The 20,906-nt window shown below is 69.3% G+C and carries 19 protein-coding genes and 1 other RNA gene; 13 read left to right on the top strand and 7 right to left on the bottom strand.

The window, feature by feature from the left end; translation table 11 throughout:
* Positions 1–8: 8 nt before the first annotated feature.
* Positions 9–485 (top strand): TY-Chap domain-containing protein, encoded by a 477-nt coding sequence (locus ASG74_RS01890; RefSeq protein ID WP_056138400.1) that lies wholly within the window; start codon positions 9–11, stop codon positions 483–485.
* A gap of 128 nt (positions 486–613) precedes the next feature.
* On the top strand, positions 614–2,017 hold the full coding sequence (locus tag ASG74_RS01885; RefSeq protein ID WP_235498764.1) for a tannase/feruloyl esterase family alpha/beta hydrolase: 1,404 nt from the start codon (positions 614–616) through the stop codon (positions 2,015–2,017).
* Positions 2,018–2,112: 95 nt separating this feature from the next.
* On the opposite strand, the gene ASG74_RS01880 is transcribed toward ASG74_RS01885, so the two are convergent.
* Positions 2,113–3,675: an MDR family MFS transporter gene (locus tag ASG74_RS01880; RefSeq protein ID WP_056138398.1), complete on the bottom strand. Its 1,563-nt coding sequence runs from the start codon at positions 3,673–3,675 to the stop codon at positions 2,113–2,115.
* On the bottom strand, positions 3,668–4,234 hold the full coding sequence (locus ASG74_RS01875) for a MarR family winged helix-turn-helix transcriptional regulator (RefSeq protein ID WP_056138395.1): 567 nt from the start codon (positions 4,232–4,234) through the stop codon (positions 3,668–3,670). Before ASG74_RS01875 ends, ASG74_RS01880 begins: the two co-directional genes overlap by 8 nt.
* A 155-nt stretch (positions 4,235–4,389) precedes the next feature.
* On the opposite strand from ASG74_RS01875, the gene ftsE reads away from it, so the two are divergent.
* The 6 genes from ftsE (at position 4,390) to ASG74_RS01845 (ending at position 10,990) form a co-directional block, all read left to right on the top strand.
* The gene (gene ftsE / locus ASG74_RS01870; protein WP_056138393.1) at positions 4,390–5,088 is read left to right on the top strand and encodes a cell division ATP-binding protein FtsE; all 699 of its coding nucleotides are present in this window, start codon (positions 4,390–4,392) and stop codon (positions 5,086–5,088) included.
* Positions 5,085–5,990, top strand: a complete 906-nt coding sequence (gene ftsX, locus ASG74_RS01865) for a permease-like cell division protein FtsX (RefSeq protein WP_056138391.1) — start codon at positions 5,085–5,087, stop codon at positions 5,988–5,990. The genes ftsE and ftsX overlap by 4 nt, the downstream gene beginning before the upstream one ends.
* A gap of 187 nt (positions 5,991–6,177) precedes the next feature.
* Positions 6,178–7,584, top strand: a complete 1,407-nt coding sequence (locus ASG74_RS01860; protein WP_056138389.1) for a peptidoglycan DD-metalloendopeptidase family protein — start codon at positions 6,178–6,180, stop codon at positions 7,582–7,584.
* A gap of 78 nt (positions 7,585–7,662) precedes the next feature.
* Positions 7,663–8,154: an SsrA-binding protein SmpB gene (gene smpB / locus ASG74_RS01855; RefSeq protein WP_056138386.1), complete on the top strand. Its 492-nt coding sequence runs from the start codon at positions 7,663–7,665 to the stop codon at positions 8,152–8,154.
* Positions 8,155–8,157: 3 nt separating this feature from the next.
* Entirely contained in the window at positions 8,158–10,128 is a 1,971-nt protein-coding gene (locus tag ASG74_RS01850; protein WP_235498763.1) for a DUF2207 domain-containing protein, read from the top strand.
* A gap of 337 nt (positions 10,129–10,465) precedes the next feature.
* Positions 10,466–10,990 (top strand): type 1 glutamine amidotransferase domain-containing protein, encoded by a 525-nt coding sequence (locus ASG74_RS01845; RefSeq protein WP_056139537.1) that lies wholly within the window; start codon positions 10,466–10,468, stop codon positions 10,988–10,990.
* A gap of 87 nt (positions 10,991–11,077) precedes the next feature.
* Here ASG74_RS01845 and ASG74_RS01840 read toward each other — a convergent pair whose 3' ends face one another.
* The 3 genes from ASG74_RS01840 to ASG74_RS01830 form a co-directional block, all read right to left on the bottom strand.
* A complete protein-coding gene (locus ASG74_RS01840; protein ID WP_056138384.1) occupies positions 11,078–11,251 on the bottom strand; it encodes a CsbD family protein in 174 nt (57 codons plus the stop codon).
* Between the two features lie 76 nt (positions 11,252–11,327).
* Positions 11,328–14,735 carry a pyruvate carboxylase gene (locus ASG74_RS01835; protein ID WP_056138382.1) on the bottom strand — a complete coding sequence of 1,136 codons (3,408 nt, stop codon included), beginning with the start codon at positions 14,733–14,735 and terminating at the stop codon, positions 11,328–11,330.
* Between the two features lie 134 nt (positions 14,736–14,869).
* Positions 14,870–15,247 (bottom strand): winged helix-turn-helix transcriptional regulator, encoded by a 378-nt coding sequence (locus ASG74_RS01830; protein ID WP_056138380.1) that lies wholly within the window; start codon positions 15,245–15,247, stop codon positions 14,870–14,872.
* Between the two features lie 109 nt (positions 15,248–15,356).
* Between ASG74_RS01830 and ASG74_RS01825 the strand changes: the two genes are divergently transcribed.
* From ASG74_RS01825 to ASG74_RS01820, 3 genes are all read left to right on the top strand, one after another.
* Positions 15,357–16,217 carry an SDR family oxidoreductase gene (locus ASG74_RS01825; protein ID WP_056138378.1) on the top strand — a complete coding sequence of 287 codons (861 nt, stop codon included), beginning with the start codon at positions 15,357–15,359 and terminating at the stop codon, positions 16,215–16,217.
* A 102-nt stretch (positions 16,218–16,319) separates the two neighbouring features.
* Positions 16,320–16,687, top strand: a transfer-messenger RNA (tmRNA) gene (gene ssrA, locus ASG74_RS16795).
* Positions 16,688–16,778: 91 nt separating this feature from the next.
* Positions 16,779–17,615, top strand: coding sequence for a phosphatase PAP2 family protein (locus tag ASG74_RS01820; protein WP_056138375.1), 837 nt, complete (start codon positions 16,779–16,781; stop codon positions 17,613–17,615).
* On the opposite strand, the gene ASG74_RS01815 is transcribed toward ASG74_RS01820, so the two are convergent.
* On the bottom strand, positions 17,572–18,234 hold the full coding sequence (locus ASG74_RS01815) for a YgjV family protein (protein ID WP_056138373.1): 663 nt from the start codon (positions 18,232–18,234) through the stop codon (positions 17,572–17,574). The genes ASG74_RS01820 and ASG74_RS01815 overlap by 44 nt on opposite strands.
* Positions 18,231–18,848, bottom strand: a complete 618-nt coding sequence (locus ASG74_RS01810; protein WP_056138371.1) for an SIMPL domain-containing protein — start codon at positions 18,846–18,848, stop codon at positions 18,231–18,233. Before ASG74_RS01810 ends, ASG74_RS01815 begins: the two co-directional genes overlap by 4 nt.
* A gap of 107 nt (positions 18,849–18,955) precedes the next feature.
* On the opposite strand from ASG74_RS01810, the gene ASG74_RS01805 reads away from it, so the two are divergent.
* Positions 18,956–20,407, top strand: a complete 1,452-nt coding sequence (locus tag ASG74_RS01805; RefSeq protein ID WP_056138369.1) for an NAD-dependent malic enzyme — start codon at positions 18,956–18,958, stop codon at positions 20,405–20,407.
* The gene (locus ASG74_RS01800) at positions 20,404–20,799 is read left to right on the top strand and encodes a hypothetical protein (RefSeq protein WP_056138368.1); all 396 of its coding nucleotides are present in this window, start codon (positions 20,404–20,406) and stop codon (positions 20,797–20,799) included. Before ASG74_RS01805 ends, ASG74_RS01800 begins: the two co-directional genes overlap by 4 nt.
* Positions 20,800–20,906 lie beyond the last annotated feature (107 nt).

The raw sequence follows: 20,906 nt of genomic DNA, 5'->3' as shown, positions 1-20,906 counted from the left end.
GAAACCCCATGACGTATGCCGTGGAGCTCCCCGCCCAGGGACCGGAGGACTGGTCGGCGTGGTCGGCGGATCTCGCCCTGCGGATACGCATGCTCGCACCGGACGACGACATCGTGGTGTCGGTCCCCGCGTTGACGCGCCCGCACATGCTCCGGCAGAGCCGGTTGTTCGGGCTCATCCCGGCCCACCACGACGACACCTCGCCCTGGGCACGCGTGCGCCGCGACGAGGACCACGCGGTGGCCGAGCTCATCGGCAGCGAGAACTTCGGCGGTGACTACCTGCTCTCCGAGGACGAGGAGGCACGCGTCGACGCGCTGGGGTGGCGCCGGCCCGGGCACGACCTCATCGAGGACCGCATCTGGAGCCGCTGGTTCCCCGATGACGTCGCCGAGTCGTCCTACCTGCCTGCTGCACAGGCGCAGGCAGCGGCCGACCTCGTGACGCGCACGCTGCGCGACATCTTCCTGGTCACCCGCGGCTGAGCCGTCCCCGGCTGAGCCCCACCGGTTGAGCCGCCTCGGACTGCGCCGGCCCGGGCACACACCGGGCCGCGGGGGAGTGGGGCCTCGGCACATGGGACGCCACGGCGGACGCGAGCATGCTGACCGCCATGAGTCCGACAACGACGTCTCCTCGCAAGGCGCTTGCCGCCCTGACCGCCCTGATCGCCAGTGCCGCCCTCGTGGCGGCCGCACCGCCGGCCTCGGCCGACAAGTCCACCGACAAGCCGGGCGGTGGCCACTGCGCCCGCCAGTCCAAGATCGACGTGCCCGGCGCACAGATGCAGAAGGTCGCCTGCCTCGACGACCTCACGACGGCCGGCACGGTGCCGTCCGGACACAGCAAGGCGGCAGACTTCGCCGGTCTGCACACGCCCGGCACGGTCAACCCGACGGGAGTTCCCGGCATACAGGTCGACGGGTACTTCCCGGACACCTCGACGGCGAACACCAACAACGGGTGGAACCACGACAGCCAGTTCGTCCTGCGCATCCCCGACAGCTGGAACGGTGGCCTCGTCGTCACCGGAGCGCCGGGCAACCGCAGCCAGTACGCCAACGACTTCATCTGGTCGGACTGGGTCCTCGCCCAGGGCTACGCCTTCGCCAGCACCGACAAGGGCAACATGGGGCTGCGCTTCTATGACGACGGCTCGGCGCCGGGCGGCAGTGTGCGCGAGTGGAACTCGCGCGTCACCGAGCTCACGGTCGCGGCCAAGCGGGTGGTCAAGCAGGTGCGGGCCAAGGCGCCCCAGCGCACGTGGATGGCGGGCATCTCCAACGGTGGCTACCTGGTGCGGTGGCAGCTCGAGAACCGCCCCGACCTCTATGACGGCGGGCTCGACTGGGAGGGCACGCTCCTGCGCGCCGATGGTCCCAACCTGCTGACCTACCTCCCGACCGCGCTCAAGAACTACCCCGCGTATGCCGCGACCGGTGACGCTGCTGCCCACGACGCGATGATCGCGGCCGGCTTCGCACCGGGCAGCGAGTTTCTCTGGCCGTTCCACGAGACGGTCTACTGGGACCTGACCCAGCGCATCTACCGTGAGGAGTTCGACCCCGAGTTCGACGGGGCGACCGACGCGGGGACGCCGTACTGCGCCAGCGGCACGCCTCAGTGCGACGCCGACTACGACTACGCGAGCCGACCCGACTCGGTCAAGGAGGCCATGCGCTCGGTCGAGCTGACCGGCAACATCACGAAGCCACTCATCTCGCTGCAGGGTGACCTCGACACGCTGCTGCCGATCGCGACCGACCAGGACGTGTATGCCGGTCTCGTCGCCGACGAGGGCCGGGCCGCCCAGCACCGCGCCTTCCGCATCGCGGATGGCACGCACACCGACGCGCTCGTGCCGGCGTTCCCGGACAGGCTGCGCCCGATGCTGCCCTGTGCGCGTGCCGGGTTCGAGGCCCTGACCGCCTGGGTGGAGGACGGCACCGCACCACCGGCGAACGCCACCGTGGCGCGACCGGCCTCGGGTGACCTGCTCAACACCTGCACCCTGTGAAGCACTGACCCTGAACCACTGATGGCCCGTTGGGCCCGTCCCGCATTCGGCGAACCGAGGCGAGGAGGCGGCCCAACGGGCCATCAGATGCGATTTCAGTCGATGGGCTGCTCGAGGCCGAGCGGGTCCTTCTCATCGTGCTTGGCCACGGTGGTGCGCAGCTCGGTGTGGGGCATGAGCGCGACGGCGACCAGCGTGATGACCGCGACGGCGCCGGCGATGACGAAGATGTAGCCGGTGCTGTCACCGTAGGCGTGGCGCACGATCTCGAGGATGGGCGCGGGCAGCGTGTCCAGGTCGAGGTTGGCGCCCGCGCTGCTGCCCGGCGGCACCGGGATGCGAGCCTCCTGCAGGCCTGTGGCGATGTGGTCGCTGACCCGGGTGGTGAGGATGGCGCCGAGCACGGCGATGCCGACGGTGCCACCGAGCGAGCGGAAGAAGCTGACGACACCACTGGCGGTGCCGATCTCACGGATGTCGACGGTGTTCTGCACGACGAGCACGAGGTTCTGCATCAACATGCCCTGGCCCAGGCCCATGAGGATCATGTAGATCGACAGGTGCCAGATGGGGGTCGTGTGGTCGGTGAACCCCATGAGTCCCAGGCCCAGGATCAGTGAGAGCGAACCACCGAGCATGTAGGGCTTCCATCGACCGGTGCGGGTGATGAGCAGGCCGGACACCGTCGCGCCGACCATGCTGCCGAAGATCAGGGGGAGCATGAGCAGACCTGCCTGGGTCGGCGAGAAGCCCTGTGCGACCTGGAAGAACTGGCTGAGGAAGACCGAGGTGCCGAACTGGGCGATGCCGACGGCGATGCTGCCGATGATGGCCAGTGAGGTGGTCTTCTCGAGGAGGATGCGGCCCGGGATGAGCGGCTCGGGGTGCCGACGCTCGACGAAGATGAGGGCGGCCACTGCCAGGGCCGTGGGCACCAGGAACGAGGCGGTCTCGACCGAGGCCCAGGCGTAGCTGCGGCCGGCGAACGAGACCCAGATGAGGGGAAGGCTGGCCGCGACCGAGATGAGGATGGCACCCCACCAGTCGATGTTCACCTCGCGCCGCACGTGCTCGAGGTGCAGGAACTTCTGGAGCATGCCGAGACCGACGAGGGAGATGGGCACGGCCGCCCAGAAGCACCAGCGCCAGCCGACGCTGTCCACGAGCAGACCACCGAGAAGCGGGCCCGAGACGGTGGCGACGGCCATGACCGACGCCATGTAGCCCGTGTAACGACCGCGCTCACGCGGCGGGATGATCGAGCCCATGATGGCCTGGGCGAGCGCCATGAGGCCGCCGACGCCGACGCCCTGGAGTCCGCGCGCGACGAGGAGCTGCGGCACGTTCTGGGCGAAGCCGGCCGCGAGCGCGCCGAGCAGGAAGATCACGCCCGAGATCTGCACGAGCATCTTCTTGTCGAAGAGGTCGGACAGCTTGGACCAGATGGGGCTGGTGACCGTCATGGCCAGCAGGGTCACCGTGACGACCCACGTGTAGGAGGTCTGGCTGCCCTTGAGGTCGCCGATGATCGTCGGCAGTGCGGTGCTGACGATCGTGGAGCTGACCAGGGCCACGAAGAGCATGGAGAGGAGTCCGGTGAGGACCTCGAGGATCTCCTTGTGGCTGAGGTCGGGCTCCTTGAACGTGGTCTCAGCCATGGGTGTCCTCGGTGTCTTCGCTGGTGGTGCTTGCGCTGTCTTTGGTGTCACTGTCCGTGCTCTCTTGGGAGGTCGTGGCGTCGTCTCGAAGGGGCCGTTCGTGGCCGCCGAGCGCCGGGATGATGTGGTCGGAGATCTCGTGGAGCAGGGCCGCCGCGTCGCGAGCCTTGGTCTCGTCCCAGTCGGTGAACTGCTCCCGCAGACCGCGGATGTATGCCGCCCGCAGGGCGTGAAGTCGCAGCCGCCCCTCGGGTGCCAGCGAGATCTGCTCGGCCCTGCCGTCCTGCGGATCCTTGTCGCGGACGACCATGCCGTCGGCGACGAGGGAGACGAGCTGTCGGCTGATGACGGAGGCGCCGACGTTGAGGCGGTCGGCGATGAAGCCCGGACGGCACTGTCCGTGGTCGGCGAGCACGGTGAGGATGCCGATGTCCGTGCGCTTGAGTCCGCCGGGCAGCTGCACCCACAGGTGCGAGGTCGAGCGCAGGGAGCGGGTGAGCCGGAAGAGGCTGGAGCTGAACTCCTCGAAGGCATCTCCTTCGCCCGGTTGCTTGACCATGTCAACTATTAAACACCCGTTGGTTGCGTCAAGCAACTTCATGTGCCCGGGTCGCCGGGCACGCCGCTCCGGCGGGGGTTGCGCCTACCGCACTGCAGCGGAACCTATGCTCGACTCGCACCCTGCCCCCGAGCCGTGAGGCCTGACCCCACCGCATGATTCGCTTCGACAACGTCTCCAAGGTCTATCCGAGGTCGACCCGCCCGGCGCTCACCGACGTCAACGTCAACGTCGAGCGCGGCGAGTTCGTCTTCGTCGTCGGGCCGTCCGGGTCCGGCAAGTCCACGATGCTGCGCCTCGCCCTGCGCGAGGAGAAGGCGACGTCGGGCACGGTGCTCGTGGCCGGCCAGGACCTCAGCGGGCTCTCCGCCCGCAAGGTGCCGCGCTTCCGGCGGGGAATCGGCGCGGTCTTCCAGGACTTCCGGCTCCTGCCCGGCAAGACGGTCGACCAGAACGTCGCGTTCGCCCTCCAGGTCATCGGCAAGCCGACCTCGGCCATCCGCCAGCTCGTCCCCGAGACACTCGAGATGGTGGGGCTCGAGGGCAAGGGCAAGCGGCTTCCGCACCAGCTCTCGGGCGGTGAACAGCAGCGCGTGGCGATCGCGCGCGCCGTCGTCAACAAGCCGCAGATCCTGCTGTGCGACGAGCCCACCGGCAACCTCGACCCCAAGATCAGCCTCGACATCGTGCACCTGCTCGACCGCATCAACCGCTCCGGCACGACCGTCGTCATGGCCACGCACGACGCCGACACGGTCAACGAGATGCGCCGCCGGGTGGTGCAGCTCGAGGACGGGGTCGTCGTGCGTGACGCCGAGGACGCGACCTACCTCGCGCCGGAGGGAGAGAAGTGAAGGCGGGCTTCATCGCCGGCGAGGTCTGGTCAGGCCTGCGCCGCAACCTCTCCATGGCCCTCTCGGTCATCCTCGTGACGATGGTGTCGATGTTCCTGCTCGGCATGGGGCTGCTCGCCCAGCGTCAGGCGGACACCATGAAGGGCTACTGGTACGACCGGATCCAGGTCTCGATCTATCTGTGCACGGACACCTCGCTGCAGCCCAACTGCCAGGGCCAGGCGGCGACGGAGGCCCAGCAGGAGAGCATCGAGAACCAGCTCAAGGCGATGCCCGAGGTCAAGGAGGTTTTTCACGAGTCCGAGGCCGAGGCGTTCGCCCGCTTCAAGGAGCAGTTCCGCAACAGCCCGATCACCGGCAACGTCCAGCAGGGCGACATCCCGCAGAGCTTCCGCGTGCAGCTCAGTGACCCGACGAAGTATGCGGTCGTCACGAGTCAGTTCGAACGTGCACCGGGTGTGGCCAGCGTCCAGGACCAGGAGAAGGTCCTCAAACGCTTCTTCCAGATCATCAACTGGATCACCGTCTTCTCGGTCTTCCTCGCGGGCCTCATGGTTGTCTGTGCCGCGTTGCTCATGGCGACGACGATTCGCCAGGCGGCGTTCATCCGACGACGCGAGATCGGGATCATGAGGTTGGTGGGTGCGTCGAACTGGACGATCCGCATGCCGTTCATCATCGAGATGCTCGTCGTCGCCACCCTCGGCGTCGGCCTGGCGGTCGGCATGCTGTGGCTCGGGCTGCGCCTGATCTTCAACCTGGGCTTCAACCAGGTCGTGCTCAACAAGGCCCTCATCGGCGCCAACGACGTCTGGGCGCTCACGCCGTGGCTCTTCGGCGGGGTCATCGTCATCGCCGTGCTCACGAGCGTCGTGACCCTGCGTCGGTACCTGCGTGTCTGAGGTGTTCCTTGCCGGGTGGCGCGTGTCGTGGCGATTCTGCCCGCGACAGGGGTCCCGGGCTGAAACAATTTGGCTCGGATGTGCCCCCAACGGTTCCCTTTGGACGTGACTCGTGTTACCAATGGTGTCTATGTGGCGAACCCCTGCGCCCCGAACCGCTGCCGTACGTCGGTACTCCGGTGTCTCCGTGGCGCTCGCGTGCTCCATGGCGCTGATGATGACGCCGGTTTCCGCCCTGCAGGGGCGAGACCCTGACCCACACCAGCAGAAGCGCAAGGTCGACTCCCAGATCGACCAGCTGCGCGAGGACCTGCACGAGACCAACGCGTCCCTCGCGAACGCCTACATCGCGCTGAAGACGACCCAGGGCAAGCTGCCCGGTGCCCAGGCCGCGCTGGCCCAGGCGCGTTCGGCCGCGACCCGAGCCGAGACGGCCAACGCGATGGCCGCGCAGGAGCTCGAGGTCTCGCAGGCCAACGAGACCAAGGCCGAGGACGAGCTCGCCACGACCAGCAAGCAGATCCGCGAGAGCCGCAGCGAGGTCGCCCAGTTCGCTGCGCAGATCTACCAGGAGCAGGGCTTCGGCGAGTTCGACATGGCGATGACGTCGACGACCCCCCAGCAGTTCGCCGACCGGATCGCGCTCATCGGCACGGTCATGGACATCCAGGGGCAGTCGATGGTCGCGCTGGCCACGGCCAGGGCGAGCCAGACGGCACAGGAGGACCACCTCTCCGCGCTGCGCGCCGACTCCCAGAAGGCCAAGAAGAAGGCCGAGGCGGCCCTCGCGGCTGCCAACTCCGCGCGCGACAGGGCGACAGCCGCCAAGGCAGCGCTCGATGCCCTCGCCGCGCAGCAGGCCACGCAGGCGGCCACCGTCAAGGCCCAGTCCGAGGCGGAGAAGGCCAGCCTCGCCCAGATGCAGGGCGAGTCCGCGCGCCTCAGCAAGGTCATCAAGGCCCGCGCGGCGGCTGCCCTCAAGCGCGCCAAGATCAAGGCCGCTGCCAACGCCCGCGCCAAGGCCGCCGCGCGGGCTCGCGCGGCCCGTGCTGCCGCCCGTGAGGCCGCAGCTGCCCGTGCCCGGGCCGCGGCAGCCGCCCGTGCCGCGGCGGCTGCCCAGGCCAGCCGCCCCAGCCGTCCCGACGCCCCCAGCCGTCCGGCACCCGCCCCACCACCACCCGCCCCGCCGCCCCCCGCCGGCGGTCCGCTGAGCGCACCCACCACCGAGGGTTGGGTGAGCTCCGAGTTCGGGATGCGCTTCCACCCGATCGACCACGTGTGGCGCCTGCACAGCGGACGCGACTACGCCGCACCCTGTGGTGCACCGGTCCACGCTGCGGCGAGCGGCGAGATCATCGAGGCGGGCTACCACTCCGGCTACGGCAACCGTGTCGTCATCGACCATGGGGTCATGGGCGGCGTGAACCTCACGACGACCTACAACCACATGGAGCGCCTGCGGGTCACCGGCGGACACGTGTCGCGAGGCGACGTCGTGGGCTATGAGGGCAGCACGGGCACCTCCAACGGCTGCCACATCCACTTCGAGGTCTACGAGGACGGCACGTTCGTCGACCCGCGCAACTACCTCTGACAGGTGGGCCAGGGAACCCGGGCGCGCACCCGGCATACGTTGACGTAGCCTGTGGAGCCCACTCGAGGAGGTGACGTCGTGGCACAAGCCAAGAAGAAGCAGGCCAAGCCCGACGATGGGCGCAAGCTCATCGCCAGCAACCGCAAGGCACGGCACGACTACCTCATCGAGGACACGTTCGAGGCGGGGCTCGTCCTCATGGGCACCGAGGTCAAGGCGCTGCGCATGGGCCGCGCGACCCTCGTCGACGGGTGGGCCAGCTTCACCGGTGACGAGCTCTGGCTCGAGGGCGTCCACATCCCCGAGTACATCTCCGGCACGTGGACCAACCACACGCCGCGCCGCCGTCGCAAGCTCCTGCTCAACCGCAAGGAGCTCGACCGCATCATGCACAAGACCCGCGAGAGCGGGCACACGATCGTCCCCCTCCAGCTGTACTTCAAGGATGGGCGGGCCAAGGTCGAGATCGCGATCGCCAAGGGCAAGAAGGAGTACGACAAGCGTCACGCGCTGCGTGAGCGTCAGGATCGTCGTGAGACCGAGCGCGCGCTCGGTACGAGCAGGGGGTAGTCCATGACCGGTCGGCTTCGTTCCTGGGTGGCGGGAGCGGGGGTGCTGGTGGCCCTGGTCCTCGCCATGCCGGCCGGTGCGGCTCTCGCGAGCCCGCCCGGCTCGTCGCCGGCCTCGCTCGTCGGCTTCCTGCCGATGGATGACGACGCCGCGAGCTTCAACGTCCTGTATGCCGTGCGTCCCGACGGGTCGATGAAGGTCACCCAGCGCATCCGCTGGGACTTCCCCGACGGGGAGGACCGCCACGGCATCTATCGCACGATCCAGACGCGGGCCGGCTACCAGGACTCCACGACGCAGTACCGCCACTACGAGCTCTCCGACGTCGAGGTCACCTCGCCGACCGGGGCACCGACCGACACGGACATCTCGGACTTCGGCGCCTACGAGCAGGTGCGGATCGGCAGCGCCGACGAGACCGTGTCAGGGGTCCAGGAGTACGTCCTGTCGTACGTGCTGGACAACGTCATCAACGACGTCGGCGACGGCACCGCAGAGCTCTACTACAACCACATCGACCCCTCCAACGAGTACGCCTACCACCAGGTGACGGCGGACGTCACCGGTCCCGTGCCGGCCACCCGGGTCGCCTGCTACTACGGCGTGCTGCACGAGGACACCACGTGCACCGGGACGGCTGGCGCGACCTCCTCGTTCACCATCCCCGACATCGAGCCCGGGCAGGGGGCGACGATCGTCGTCTCCTGGCCGCGCACGGCCTTCGGGGACCTGACGCCCGACCTGCGCGAGTCCGGGAGCGATGGCGGCTACGGCGGCGGCTACGACCCCGGGCCCTCGTTGAGCAACGACCAGCAGAAGTACCTCGGAGCCGCGCTGCTCGGTGGCGGCGTGCTCATCCCCTTGCTCGCCGGCGGGCTCATGGGGCTGCTCGTGTGGACCAGGGGCCGCGACGAGGTCTATGCCGGGCTCACTCCGGGCCTCACCCCCGGTGCGGGGGAGAGCGCGCCGGTCGTGCGCGGCTCGGCCCCCACCATCGCGGTGCAGTTCACGCCTCCGGCCGGGGTGCAGCCGGGCATGGTCGGCACGATCATCGACGAGCGCGCCGACGTCGTCGACGTCACCGCCACCCTCATCGACCTCGCGGTCCGCGGCCACCTCACCCTCACTGCCGAGGAGAAGGGACGCTTCCGCAGTGACGACTGGATCCTGCGACGGACCACCCCGCCCTCCGGGGCGGCCGCCCTCGCCGCCTATGAGCAGCGACTGCTCGACGGGGTCTTCGCCTCCGGCGACGAGACCCGCCTGTCGGCGCTGAAGAACTCGTTCGCCAGCACCCTGGCGACGGTGCAGGGAATGATGTACACCGAAGCCGTGCAGCGCCACTGGTTCCGCCGCTCGCCGGATGCCCAGCGCGCTGCATGGAGCGGCCTCGGGACCGTCCTTCTCGTCCTCGGTGGTCTCTCCCTGTTCTTCCTCTCGAGCGCCCTCGGCGGCCTCGGGGGTCCACGTCTGAGCGCCATGGGCTGGGTCTTCGGCATCGGCCTCATCGTCGCGGGCTTCATCGTCAAGGCCCTGGGGCGCCGAATGGCTGCCAGGACGGCCGAGGGCAGTGCCGTCTTCGCACAGTCGCAGGGCTTCGAGCGCTACATCGCGACGGCCGAGGCCAACCAGATCAGGTGGGAGGAGGCGCAGGACATCTTCTCGAAGTTCCTGCCCTACGCCATCGTCTTCGGTCTGGCCGACCGCTGGGCCAAGGTCTTCGAGGACGTCGCCGCGGCCGCGGCCGCTGCGGGCCACGTCATTGCCGCGCCGCTCTGGTACGCCGGGCCGGTGACGGGGTGGAACTTCGGCTACGTCGCCTCGAGCATGGACTCCTTCTCCACCCAGGCGGCCGGAACGTTCGTGTCGACGCCCGGGTCGTCCGGCGGCTCGGGACTGGGTGGTGGTGGCTTCTCCGGAGGCGGGGGGTTCTCCGGAGGTGGTGGCGGGGGAGGTGGCGGCGGCTCCTGGTAGGTGACCGGTCGCTGCCCAGCTCGGTCGGGTGCCTGTGGTGTCGTGGGGTGTCGTGACGCGTCGTGGTGTCGGGAGTGTCGCCATGCGCGCTCAGTTGCTCCTTCGTCGCAAACGCACGCATGGCGACACTCACGACACACTTTCCGCTGTTCGTGCATCGGGCACGCACGCATGGCGATACTCACGACACACATTCGGCTGTTCGTTCGTCGGGCACGCATGCATGGCGACACTCACGACGCTCGTTCGGTTGCTTCTTCGTCGCGGACGCACGCATCGCGAGCCTCACCCGATGGGGGGTGGCGAGGGGTTGGACGGGTGTGATGGTGTGGACCTCATGACCAAGAAGATCGCATTCCTCACCGCAACCGAAGGCATCGAGCGGGTCGAGCTGACCGACCCCTGGGACTCGGTCACCGGGGCAGGGCACTCCGCCTCGCTCCTCAGCACCGAGCCGGGCACCGTCCAGACCTTCGACCACCTCGACAAGGCCGAGACCCGCCCCGTCGACGGAGTCGTCAAGGACGCCTCGGTCGACGACTACGACGCCCTGGTCCTCCCGGGTGGCGTCGCCAACCCGGACGCGCTGCGCATGGACGCCGACGCGGTGGCCTTCGTCAAGGCGTTCGTCGAGTCGGGCAAGCCCGTGGCGGCCATCTGCCACGCACCGTGGACGCTCGTCGAGGCGGACGTCCTGCAGGGTCGCACCCTCGCATCGTGGCCCAGCCTGCAGACCGACATCCGCAACGCAGGTGGCACCTGGCAGGACGAGGAGGTCGTCGTCGACGGCAACCTCATCACCAGCCGCAACCCCGATGACATCCCCGCCTTCACCAAGGCGCTGCTCGACGCCCTGGGCTGAGACCGGGCGCCGGGCTGAGTCCCGGGCGACAGACGAAGGCCGGCCCTCCGTGAGGAGGACCGGCCTTCGCGTGTGTCGTGGAGCGAGTCAGTTCTTGAACGCGTCCTTGACCTTCTCGCCAGCCTGCTTGATGTCGGCCTTCGACTGGTCGGCGCGACCTTCGGCCTCCAGGCCCTCGTCATCCGTCGCCTTGCCGGTCGCTTCCTTGGCCTTGCCGGAAGCGTCGTCGGTCATGTTGTCGATCTTGTCTCCGATACCCATGGTGAGTCTCCTTGGTCGGGCGGATAGTGATCTGCACCGTTGCAGTGACGCCGCCTCTTGACGCCTCGGTGCCCTTTCAGGCTAACCCCTTGAGGACGAGAAGGAGGTCTCCGCCCTCGACCTGTTGGTGACCACCGATGGCGAGGCGCTCGACGGCGCCGGCGCTCGGAGCGGTGATGCTGGCCTCCATCTTCATGGCCTCGATGGTGGCCACGACGGCACCGGCCTCGACCGTGTCACCCTCCGCGACCGCAGGAGTGACGACTCCCGCGAAGGGTGCTGGCACGTGCATCGCGTTGCCCGGGTCTGCCTTCTCAGCGGCCTTGACGTCCACCTGAACAGCGCTGTCCCTCACCGTGATCGGGCGGAACTGACCGTTGAGGGTGCACATGACGGTGCGCATTCCCTTGGCATCGGCGTCACCGATGGACGAGATGCCGAGCAGGAGCCGTTTGCCCGCCTCGATCTCGACCTCGTACTCGCGTCCCTGCTCCAGGCCGTGGAGGAACTCGACGGTGCCCAAGACCGACAGGTCGCCGTAGCGTTCGGTGGACGAGAGGTAGTCCTTGGTGGGACCTGGGAAGAGGAGCTGGTTGAGCGTCGCGCGGGGGTCGGTGTCGAGGGCCTGCTCCTGCTCGGGCGAGAGTGCGGTGACGCGTGGCTTGCGCCGGCGGCCCTGCAGGGCCTTGGTGCGGAACGGCTCGGGCCAGCCGCCGGGCGGATCGCCCAGCTCGCCCTCGAGGAAGCCGATGACCGAGTCGGGGATGTCGTACTTCGTGGGGTTCTCCTCGAAGTCGTCCGGGTCCGCGCCGACCCCCACCAGTGCCAGGGCGAGGTCCCCCACCACCTTGCTGCTCGGGGTGACCTTGACGAGGTTGCCCAGGATCCGGTTGGCGGCGGCATACATGTTCTCGATGTCCTCGAAGCGGTTCCCGAGCCCGAGAGCGATCGCCTGCTGGCGCAGGTTCGAGAGCTGGCCGCCCGGGATCTCGTGGAAGTACACGCGTCCGGTGGGGGAGGGCAGGCCCGACTCGAAGGGCGCATAGACCTGACGCACCGCCTCCCAGTAGGGCTCGAGCGCGAAGACCTTGTCGATGTCCAGGCCCGTCGGGCGCGGCGTCCCGTCGGTTGCGGCGACCAGGGCCGACAGGGAGGGCTGGCTCGTGGTGCCCGCCATCGCGGCGCACGCGGCATCGACGGCGTCGACGCCGGCGTCGATCGCTGCGAGCAGGGTGCCGATCTGGCCGCCCGCCGTGTCGTGCGTGTGGAGGTGCACGGGCAGGTCGAAGCGCTCGCGCAGGGCACTGACCAGCGTGCGAGCCGCGGGGGCGCGCAGCAACCCGGCCATGTCCTTGATGGCGAGGACGTGGGCGCCGGTGCCAACGATCTGCTCGGCGAGGCGCAGGTAGTAGTCGAGCGTGTAGAGCTTCTCGCCGGGGTCGCTGAGGTTGCCGGTGTAGCAGAGGGCGACCTCGGCGACGGACGTGTCGGTGGCGAGGACCGCCTCGACGGCCGGTCGCATCTGGTCCACATCGTTGAGCGAGTCGAAGATGCGGAAGATGTCCAGGCCCGAGCGGGCCGCCTCGTGGACGAACGCGTCGGTCACCTTGGTGGGGTAGGGCGTGTAGCCCACCGTGTTGCGCCCGCGCAGCAGCATCTGCAGCGGGATGTTGGGCATCGCCTCGCGCAGCAGCGAGAGCCGTTCCCAGGGGTCCTCGCTGAGGAAGCGCAGGCCCACGTCGTAGGTTGCCCCTCCCCAGGCCTCCATCGAGAGCAGCTCGGGGGTGAGGCGGGAGACGTGCCCGGCGACGTGGAGCAGGTCGCGGGTGCGCATGCGCGTGGCGAGCAGGGACTGGTGGGCGTCACGGAACGTCGTGTCGGTGACCGCCACCTCCGTGCGCGCTCGCAGCCGGCTCGCGAACCCTGCCGGGCCGACGCGCTGCAGGAGGTCGCGCGAACCAGGCGGCAGGGGAGCCTCGAGGTCGAGGGTGGGCAGCTTGCTGCGCGGCTTGAGCGTCGTGCGCGCGGCGCCGTGCGGCTGGTTGACGGTCACGTCGGCGAGGTAGGTGAGGAGCTTGGTCCCGCGGTCGGCCGGGGTGCGCGCGGTGAGCAGCTCGGGTCGCTCGTCGATGAACGAGGTCGTCGCCTCGCCCGCCTGGAACACCGGGTCGGCGAGGACGCCCTCGAGGAAGCGGATGTTGGTGGACACTCCGCGGATCCGGAACTCTGCCAAGGCCCTTCGCGCCCGGCGGACCGCGACGGGAAAGCTGCGTCCGCGGCAGGTGAGCTTGACGAGCATCGAGTCGAAGTGGGCGGAAACTTTGGCGCCGACGAAGACCGTGCCACCGTCGAGGCGCACACCGCCACCGCCGGCCGAGCGATAGACCGTGATCGTCCCGGCGTCCGGCCGGAAGCCGTTGGCGGGGTCCTCGGTGGTGATCCGGCACTGCAGGGCAGCCCCGCGCAGGACGATCTCGGACTGGCGCAGGTCGAGGTCCTCGAAGGTCTCACCCGAGGCGATGCGCATCTGGGAGACCACCAGGTCGACGTCGGTGACCTCCTCGGTGACCGTGTGCTCGACCTGGATGCGCGGGTTCATCTCGATGAAGACGTAGCGGCCGTCCTTGCCCAGGAGGAACTCGACGGTGCCGGCGTTGACGTAGCCGATCTCGCGGGCGAAGCGCACGGCATCGGCGCACATCTGCTCACGGGTCGCCGGGTCGAGGTTGGGGGCCGGCGCGATCTCGACGACCTTCTGGTGGCGGCGCTGCACGGAGCAGTCGCGCTCGAACAGGTGCAGCACGCCGCCGCTGTCCTCCTCGCGGGTGCCCGTGCCGTCAGCGAGGATCTGCACCTCGATGTGGCGCGGGTCGACGACGGCTTCCTCGATGTAGAGCGTGGGGTCGCCGAAGGCCGCGTCGGCCTCGCGCTGCGCCGCCTCGAGTGCCTCGCGCAGCTGCTCGGGCCGCTCCACCCGGCGCATGCCTCGCCCACCGCCGCCAGAGACCGCCTTGACGAAGCAGGGGAAGCCGATGTCCGTCGCCGCCCGCTCGAGGGCGTCGAGGTCGGTGCCCGCCTCGGACCCGCGCAGTGTGGGCAGACCGGCCTCACGCGCGGCCGCGATGGCCTTGGACTTGTTGCCGGTCAGGTGCAGGACCTTGGCCGGTGGACCGATGAAGGTGATGCCGTGGGCCGCGCACTCCTCGGCCAGCAGCGGGTTCTCGGAGAGGAAGCCGTAGCCCGGGTAGACCGCGTCCGCCCCGCACTCGACCGCGACGCGCACGATGTTCTCGTGGTCGAGGTAGGCCCGCACGGGGTGGCCCTCCTCGCCGATCTGGTAGGACTCGTCAGCCTTGAGCCGGTGCTCGGAGTTGCGGTCCTCGTGGGGGAAGACCGCGACGGTCTTGGCGCCGAGCTCGGTGGCGGCGCGGAACGCCCGGACGGCGATCTCGCCCCGGTTGGCGACGAGGACCTTGCGGAACACGGCATACCTCCAGCTGGGGTCGAAAATGCGTGCTGCAAGACTAGTGTCGGCCCACGACGTGAGACGGGTGGACCACACTCCGGACGCGTGCACGTCCTGGGCGGCACCGGCGACGGACACGGCCGGTCGCGGCCCTATGAGGCGGCGGCGTCCTCGAGGATGTCGGGGGCGTTCTCCACGACCCACACCATGAGCGGGTTGAGCAGGGCAGCGAGCTCGAGCCCGCGGGGGGTGAGCGAGTACTCGACATGCGGTGGGACGACCGGGCGAGCGTCGCGGACCACGAAGCCATCGGCCACGAGGGTGCGCAAGGTCTGGGCGAGCATCTTCTCGCTCACCCCCTCTGCACGCCGGCGCAGCTCGCTCCAACGCAGGGGCTCACCGTCCCCGAGGGCCAGCAGGACGAGCAGCCCCCACTTGCTCATGACGTGGTCGAGCACGGTCCGGCTCGGGCAGCCCGCCGCGAACACGCGGTCGGGGAAGAACGTCCGCAGTGGGTTGCTTACCGCCATGTACGTACCTTACTTCAAAGTGGGTACTAACTTTTGGGAAGCATGCCGACGATCAGCTCGTTTCCTCCGGTGTCAGCACCTCAGCTCCCACCTCGAAAGGCCTTGCCCCATGAGCACGATCCTCGTCACCGGCGCCACCGGCCAGCTCGGTCGCCTCGCCATCGACTCCCTCCTCACCCGCGGCGTGGAGCCCGGTGACGTCGTCGCGCTCGTGCGGGACTCGGCCAAGGCATCCGACCTCGCTGCGCGTGGTGTCGTGGTGCGCGTCGGGGACTACGGCGACCCGGCCTCCCTCGACGCAGCCCTCGCAGGCGTGGACCGGCTCCTGTTCATCTCCGGCAGCGAGGTCGGTCAGCGCGGCGTCCAGCACCAGAACGTCATCGATGCCGCCGTCCGTGCAGACGTCGAGCTCGTCGCCTACACGAGCATCGTGCGTGCCGACACCTCCTCCCTCGCGCTGGCTGCCGAGCACATCGCCACCGAGAAGGCGCTCGCCGAGTCGGGCCTGCCGCACGCACTCCTGCGCAACTCCTGGTACCTCGAGAACTACACCGCCCAGGTCCCCGTGCAGCTCGAGCACGGGGTCGTCCTCGGAGCAGCGGCCGAGGGTCGCGTGAGTGCGGCTGCGCGTGCCGACTTCGCGCAGGCGGCTGCGGCAGTCATCACCGGGGACGAGCAGTCCGGACGTGTCTACGAGCTCGGCGGCGACGAGGCCTTCACCCTCGGCGAGTACGCCTCAGCCCTCTCGCAGCAGTCGGGCACCGAGGTCACCTATCGCGACCTGTCCGTGCCGGACTACGCCGCCGCCCTGGTCGACGCCGGCCTGCCGCAGGGCTACGCACAGGCCCTGGCCATGAGTGACGACGGACTCAAGCACGGTCAGCTGTTCGTCGACTCCGGAGACCTGTCACGCCTGCTGGGCCGTCCCACGACGTCCCTGACGCAGGCGCTTGCTGCCGCTGTGGGCTGAACCGCCTCGCGCGGCGGGCCTGCGGGAAATGATTCGAGGCCGCCGCGCGTTGACGGGTACAGTTGCTGACACAACTCAACAGCGTGGGATGAGCCCCCTCAGGGGGGTGATCGGTTTCGACATTGATCGGCAGATCAAGGGAAGCGGGTCGAGGATGCACAGTTATCTCGTTAACGATCTGTGCAAACCAATAGGTGCCGACAACAAGCGCACCGACTTCGCCCTCGCCGCCTGAGCGAGCTTCGAAGTCCGTCAGCCTGAGCTAGATCTCGACTCAGTGCCTGGCGCCATCTAGAGAACTGGCTGCGTCGCTCCTGTCGGGGGGTGGCGTGGGACTCAATCCGACTGGGCCTGTCAGGGAACGTGTGCGCGCGAGCCCTGGGGCCGAGAAAAATCCACAGCGCACTGCACCCGGAGAAGTCTTGGTTTCCCGTCAGTGGACGCGGGTTCGATTCCCGCCACCTCCACCACCGTGGTCATCCCACCTGCACCCACACCCGGCCGGTCGGCTTGCGCTGACCGCGCCGGGTGTTCGTGCGTCCAGATGTGTGACGATCTCGTATGCCGTCAGCAGAGCCCCAGCGCACCTCGCCGCCCAAGGACGAGCGGATCGGTGACCGCGACCTCGCCCACTGGCGCAGTGCCCCCGGCCGGCTCGTCGCAGGCTGGCTCGCCCACGTCTCCGTGCTCGTCGGCCGTGCGCTGCGCTGGTCCTCCGCCAACATCGCCCTCGTCCTCACCGTCGTCATCGGGCTGGGCGTCGTGGCCGCCCTCACGGCTGGTTCGGCCGAGGTCTACGAGAACGTCGTCGACAGGGACGGGATCTCCGTCATCGACCAGCCCGTGCTCGACGCAGCGGTCCGGATGCGCACGCCGCTCGCGGACCGACTCGCCACCGACTTCACCAACATCGGTGGTCCTGTGGGCATGCCGATCCTCGCGCTCGTCGTGGCCGTCGGTCTCTCACTGTCGTGGCGCAGGTGGATGCCCCTCGTCCTCATGGCCATCGCGAGCGCCGGTTCGCTCCTCATCACCGTGACCGGCAAGGACCTCACCGCCAGGACGCGTCCGCCTCGGGCGCTCGCGGTGCCACCCTTCGAGAGCTCCGCCAGCTTCCCGTCGGGGCACACGCTGAACGCGACCGTGGTCCTGGGGCTCACGGCATACCTGCTCGTCATCTGGCTGCGCAAGAAGCGGTGGCGAGCCGTCACCATCGCCGTCGCAACCGTCCTCATCGCCGCCATGGGGCTCTCCAGGGTCTTCCTGGGCCATCACTGGTTCACCGATGTCGTCGCCGGCTGGGCCATCGGACTGGGCTGGCTGGCGACCGTCATCACCGGTCACCGGCTGAGGATCACCTTGGCTCGACGTCGTCGAGACGGTCCGGCGGCTGGGTGACGCCAGCGAGGTCCAGCGTCCACGCGTCGCCGTCCCGCCGGAATCCGAGCTTCTCGTAGTAGGCGCCGACCATGCCGGCCGGCGTGCGGATCGTGCGCCAGCCGTGGCCGACGAACAGGCCGCTGCGCCGCCACACGAACTCGCCCGGCGTGAAGTCGCGGTAGCGCTCGGTGACGTAGTCGAGCTCGACCTGCCCGACACCATCGCCGGTGTCGCGCACGGCGACCACGCCGACGGTCTCGTTGCCGTGCAGGACGAGGTAGGCGAAACGCTCCGAGGACTCCGCCACCCCGCCGAACCCGGGGTTGAACGTCGCGATGTCGGCGCGCTGGACCTCGAGGAAGTGCTGCAGGTAGGCATCGTCCTCCTCGACCTCGATGACAGTGAAGGCGTTCTCGTCGCTGCGCTCGCGCAGCATCTTCGCGATGAACCAGAGGTTGACCGCAGCCAGCACCACGTTCATCGCGACCATCGGCCAGACGCCAACCAGCGCGTTGAAGACCACGAGGATGAGGCAGGCCACCGTGTTGAGCACGCGCAACCGCAGGATCCGGGCCTGCAGGAGCGAGAAGGCGAGCAGGGCCGACCCGAACCAGCCGAGGGCGTCGGTCCAGCTCACGTCAGCTCCCACCGCACGGTGACCGTCGTCGAGATCGCCTGGGTGCCGCCCTCGACCGGCATCCAGGCGGCGACGTCGGCCGACCGCGCCATCATCGGTCGCGGCAGGTGCTCGTCGGAACCGCCCTCGTGGATGTGCACGACCTTGCCGAGCTGCGCACCGGCGAGGCGGGCGAACTGGCTCGCGCGAGCACGAGCATCCCCGAAGGCCGCGTCGCGGGCAGCGACCAGCGCCTCCTCGGTCGGCTCGGCGCCCAGCTCGATGCCGTCGACGGCGAGGGCGTCACCGGCTGCCCCCGCCAGGGCCTGGAGGAGGGCGCCGACGCGGTCGCGGTCCCGGACGATGAGCCGGAAGGACTGGTGGGCGGTGTAGCCGATGACCTCACGCCCGTCCTGGTCGTGCCGCGGGTGGAGGCCGACGTCGTCGGTGCGCCGGTCACGGGCCTCGACGCCGTGGTCGGCCGCTGCCTGCAGCGCCGCGGTGGTGCGGTTCGAGGACTCCGTCAGCGCCGTCGCGACCTCGCGAGCCTCGCACTGGACGCGGGCCCGCACCACGACGAGATCGGGCGGGACGTGGTGGGTTCCATGGCCGGTGACTTCGACGTGGTCGGTCATGGGGGCCACTGTAGGTCTGCGTCCCGGCAGGGCGATGAGGGACGACGGCGGCCCCTCTGTGAGGGTCGATTGCGTCGAACTCACGAGTAAGCGGTTGAATCGTCCGCATGGTCGCCCTTCCCTCCGCCGCGAACTCCGTCACCGTCCGCCTCGTCGTCCCGGCTCGTGCCACGGCCGTCAGTGAGCTCACCAGCGTCGTCGAGGAAGCCGGGGGAGTGGTCACCGGCCTCGACGTCACCGCGTCGGGGCACGAGCAGGTGCGCATCGACGTGACGCTCATGACCCGCGACCCCGAGCACGCCGACGAGATCGTCCAGCGGATGCGCACGGTCGAGGGCATCGAGATCGGCAAGGTCTCGGACCGCACCTTCCTCATGCACCTGGGCGGCAAGCTGAGCATCGAGTCCAAGGTGCCGATCCGCAACCGTGACGACCTGTCCCTCATCTACACCCCCGGTGTCGCGCGGGTCTGCCTCGCGATCGCGGAGAACCCCGAGGACGCCCGGCGCCTCACGATCAAGCGCAACACCGTCGCCGTGGTCACCGACGGCACCGCCGTGCTCGGCCTGGGCGACATCGGCCCCCTCGCGGCACTGCCCGTCATGGAGGGCAAGGCGGCCCTGTTCAAGCGGTTCGCCGACATCGACGCCTTCCCCATCTGCCTCGACACCACGGACACCGAGGAGATCATCACCGCGGTCAAGGCGATCTCGCCGGTCTTCGCGGGGATCAACCTCGAGGACATCTCGGCGCCCCGCTGCTTCGAGATCGAGGCCCGGCTGCGCGCCGAGCTCGACATCCCGGTCTTCCACGACGACCAGCACGGGACGGCCATCGTCTGCGTGGCGGCGATGCGCAACGCGCTCGCGGTGGTGGGCAAGGACCTCGCCGACGTCAAGCTCGTCATGAGCGGTGCCGGTGCCGCCGGCACGGCCATCCTCAAGCTCCTCCTGTATGCCGGTGCGCGCAACGTCGTCGTCGCCGACATGTACGGAGTCATCGACCGTGACCGCGAGGACGTCCTCTCGGGGGAGCACCCGAACCAGACGTGGATCGCCGAGCACACCAACCCCGAGGGGCTCTCGGGGACGTTGAGGGAGGCCCTGGTGGGAGCCGACGTCTTCCTCGGTGTCTCGGCACCGAACATCCTCACCGGCGACGACATCGCGACGATGGGCGAGGACGCGGTCGTCTTCGCGTTGGCCAACCCCACGCCCGAGGTCGACCCGGTCGAGGCGTCGAAGCACGCCGCCGTCGTGGCCACCGGCCGGTCCGACTTCGCCAACCAGATCAACAACGTGCTCGTGTTCCCCGGCGTCTTCCGCGGGCTGCTCGACTCCGGCTCCAAGATGCTCACGCCCGAGGTCCTCCTCGCGGCCGCCGACGCGCTGGCGGCCGTCGTCAAGGAGGACGAGCGCAACGCGACCTACATCATCCCCAGCGTGTTCCACCCCGACGTCGCCGAGGTCGTCGCCGCCGCCGTTTCCGCGGCTGCGCTCACGGCCGGCGGAACCGCGCCCCAGACGCCGATCTCGCAGACCGCCGAAACCCTGGCGTGACCGCGGACCGGTCGCGTCGCTGGCGCCTGGTGCCTGCTGCGGCTGCACTGGTCGTCCAGCTCGTCGTCCTGTACTCGCCCTCGGGCGGAGGGGTGGCGCCGTTCCCCAGCTTCGACAAGCTCGTGCACTGTTCCGTCTTCGCGTTGCCGGTCCTCCTGGCCCTGGTGGCCGGTCTTCCGAAGTGGCCGGTGGTCGTGCTCGTCGCCCTGCATGCTCCGGTGAGCGAGCTCATCCAGTGGACGCTGCTGCCGCACCGGTCCGGTGACCCGTGGGACGTCGTCGCGGACCTGGTGGGAGTGGGCGTGGGCCTGGTGGCCGCTCGCTACGTCGCGTCCCGGTCGTTGCGCCGGGTTTCCGGCGAACCGAAGGACGTCCGACGAAGCGAGACCTGAGGGCCGGGGGTCGGGGTCGGTGCTCACGAGTAGGGCGCAGGAGCCCACCGCTGGTAGGATGGACCCTTGCGCCATGTCCGGCGCCCGCGTTCCAGCCCGTTGAATCT

This window comes from Knoellia sp. Soil729 (assembly GCF_001427985.1).
In the GTDB taxonomy this organism is placed as follows: Bacteria; Actinomycetota; Actinomycetes; order Actinomycetales; family Dermatophilaceae; genus Knoellia.
This window is presented reverse-complemented; position numbering and strand designations above follow the sequence as displayed.

Bases quoted from the DNA above. Each gene is read 5' to 3' on its own strand.
- ASG74_RS01810 (WP_056138371.1), bottom strand. From the start codon at position 18,848: ATGACCGACCACGTCGAAGTCACCGGCCATGGAACCCACCACGTCCCG.
- ASG74_RS01840 (WP_056138384.1), bottom strand. From the start codon at position 11,251: ATGGGTATCGGAGACAAGATCGACAACATGACCGACGACGCTTCCGGC.
- ftsE (WP_056138393.1), top strand. From the start codon at position 4,390: ATGATTCGCTTCGACAACGTCTCCAAGGTCTATCCGAGGTCGACCCGC.
- ASG74_RS01830 (WP_056138380.1), bottom strand. From the start codon at position 15,247: ATGGCGGTAAGCAACCCACTGCGGACGTTCTTCCCCGACCGCGTGTTC.
- ASG74_RS01845 (WP_056139537.1), top strand. From the start codon at position 10,466: ATGACCAAGAAGATCGCATTCCTCACCGCAACCGAAGGCATCGAGCGG.
- ASG74_RS01875 (WP_056138395.1), bottom strand. From the start codon at position 4,234: ATGGTCAAGCAACCGGGCGAAGGAGATGCCTTCGAGGAGTTCAGCTCC.
- ASG74_RS01880 (WP_056138398.1), bottom strand. From the start codon at position 3,675: ATGGCTGAGACCACGTTCAAGGAGCCCGACCTCAGCCACAAGGAGATC.
- ASG74_RS01820 (WP_056138375.1), top strand. From the start codon at position 16,779: ATGCCGTCAGCAGAGCCCCAGCGCACCTCGCCGCCCAAGGACGAGCGG.
- ASG74_RS01825 (WP_056138378.1), top strand. From the start codon at position 15,357: ATGAGCACGATCCTCGTCACCGGCGCCACCGGCCAGCTCGGTCGCCTC.
- ASG74_RS01805 (WP_056138369.1), top strand. From the start codon at position 18,956: ATGGTCGCCCTTCCCTCCGCCGCGAACTCCGTCACCGTCCGCCTCGTC.
- ASG74_RS01890 (WP_056138400.1), top strand. From the start codon at position 9: ATGACGTATGCCGTGGAGCTCCCCGCCCAGGGACCGGAGGACTGGTCG.
- ASG74_RS01850 (WP_235498763.1), top strand. From the start codon at position 8,158: ATGACCGGTCGGCTTCGTTCCTGGGTGGCGGGAGCGGGGGTGCTGGTG.
- ASG74_RS01885 (WP_235498764.1), top strand. From the start codon at position 614: ATGAGTCCGACAACGACGTCTCCTCGCAAGGCGCTTGCCGCCCTGACC.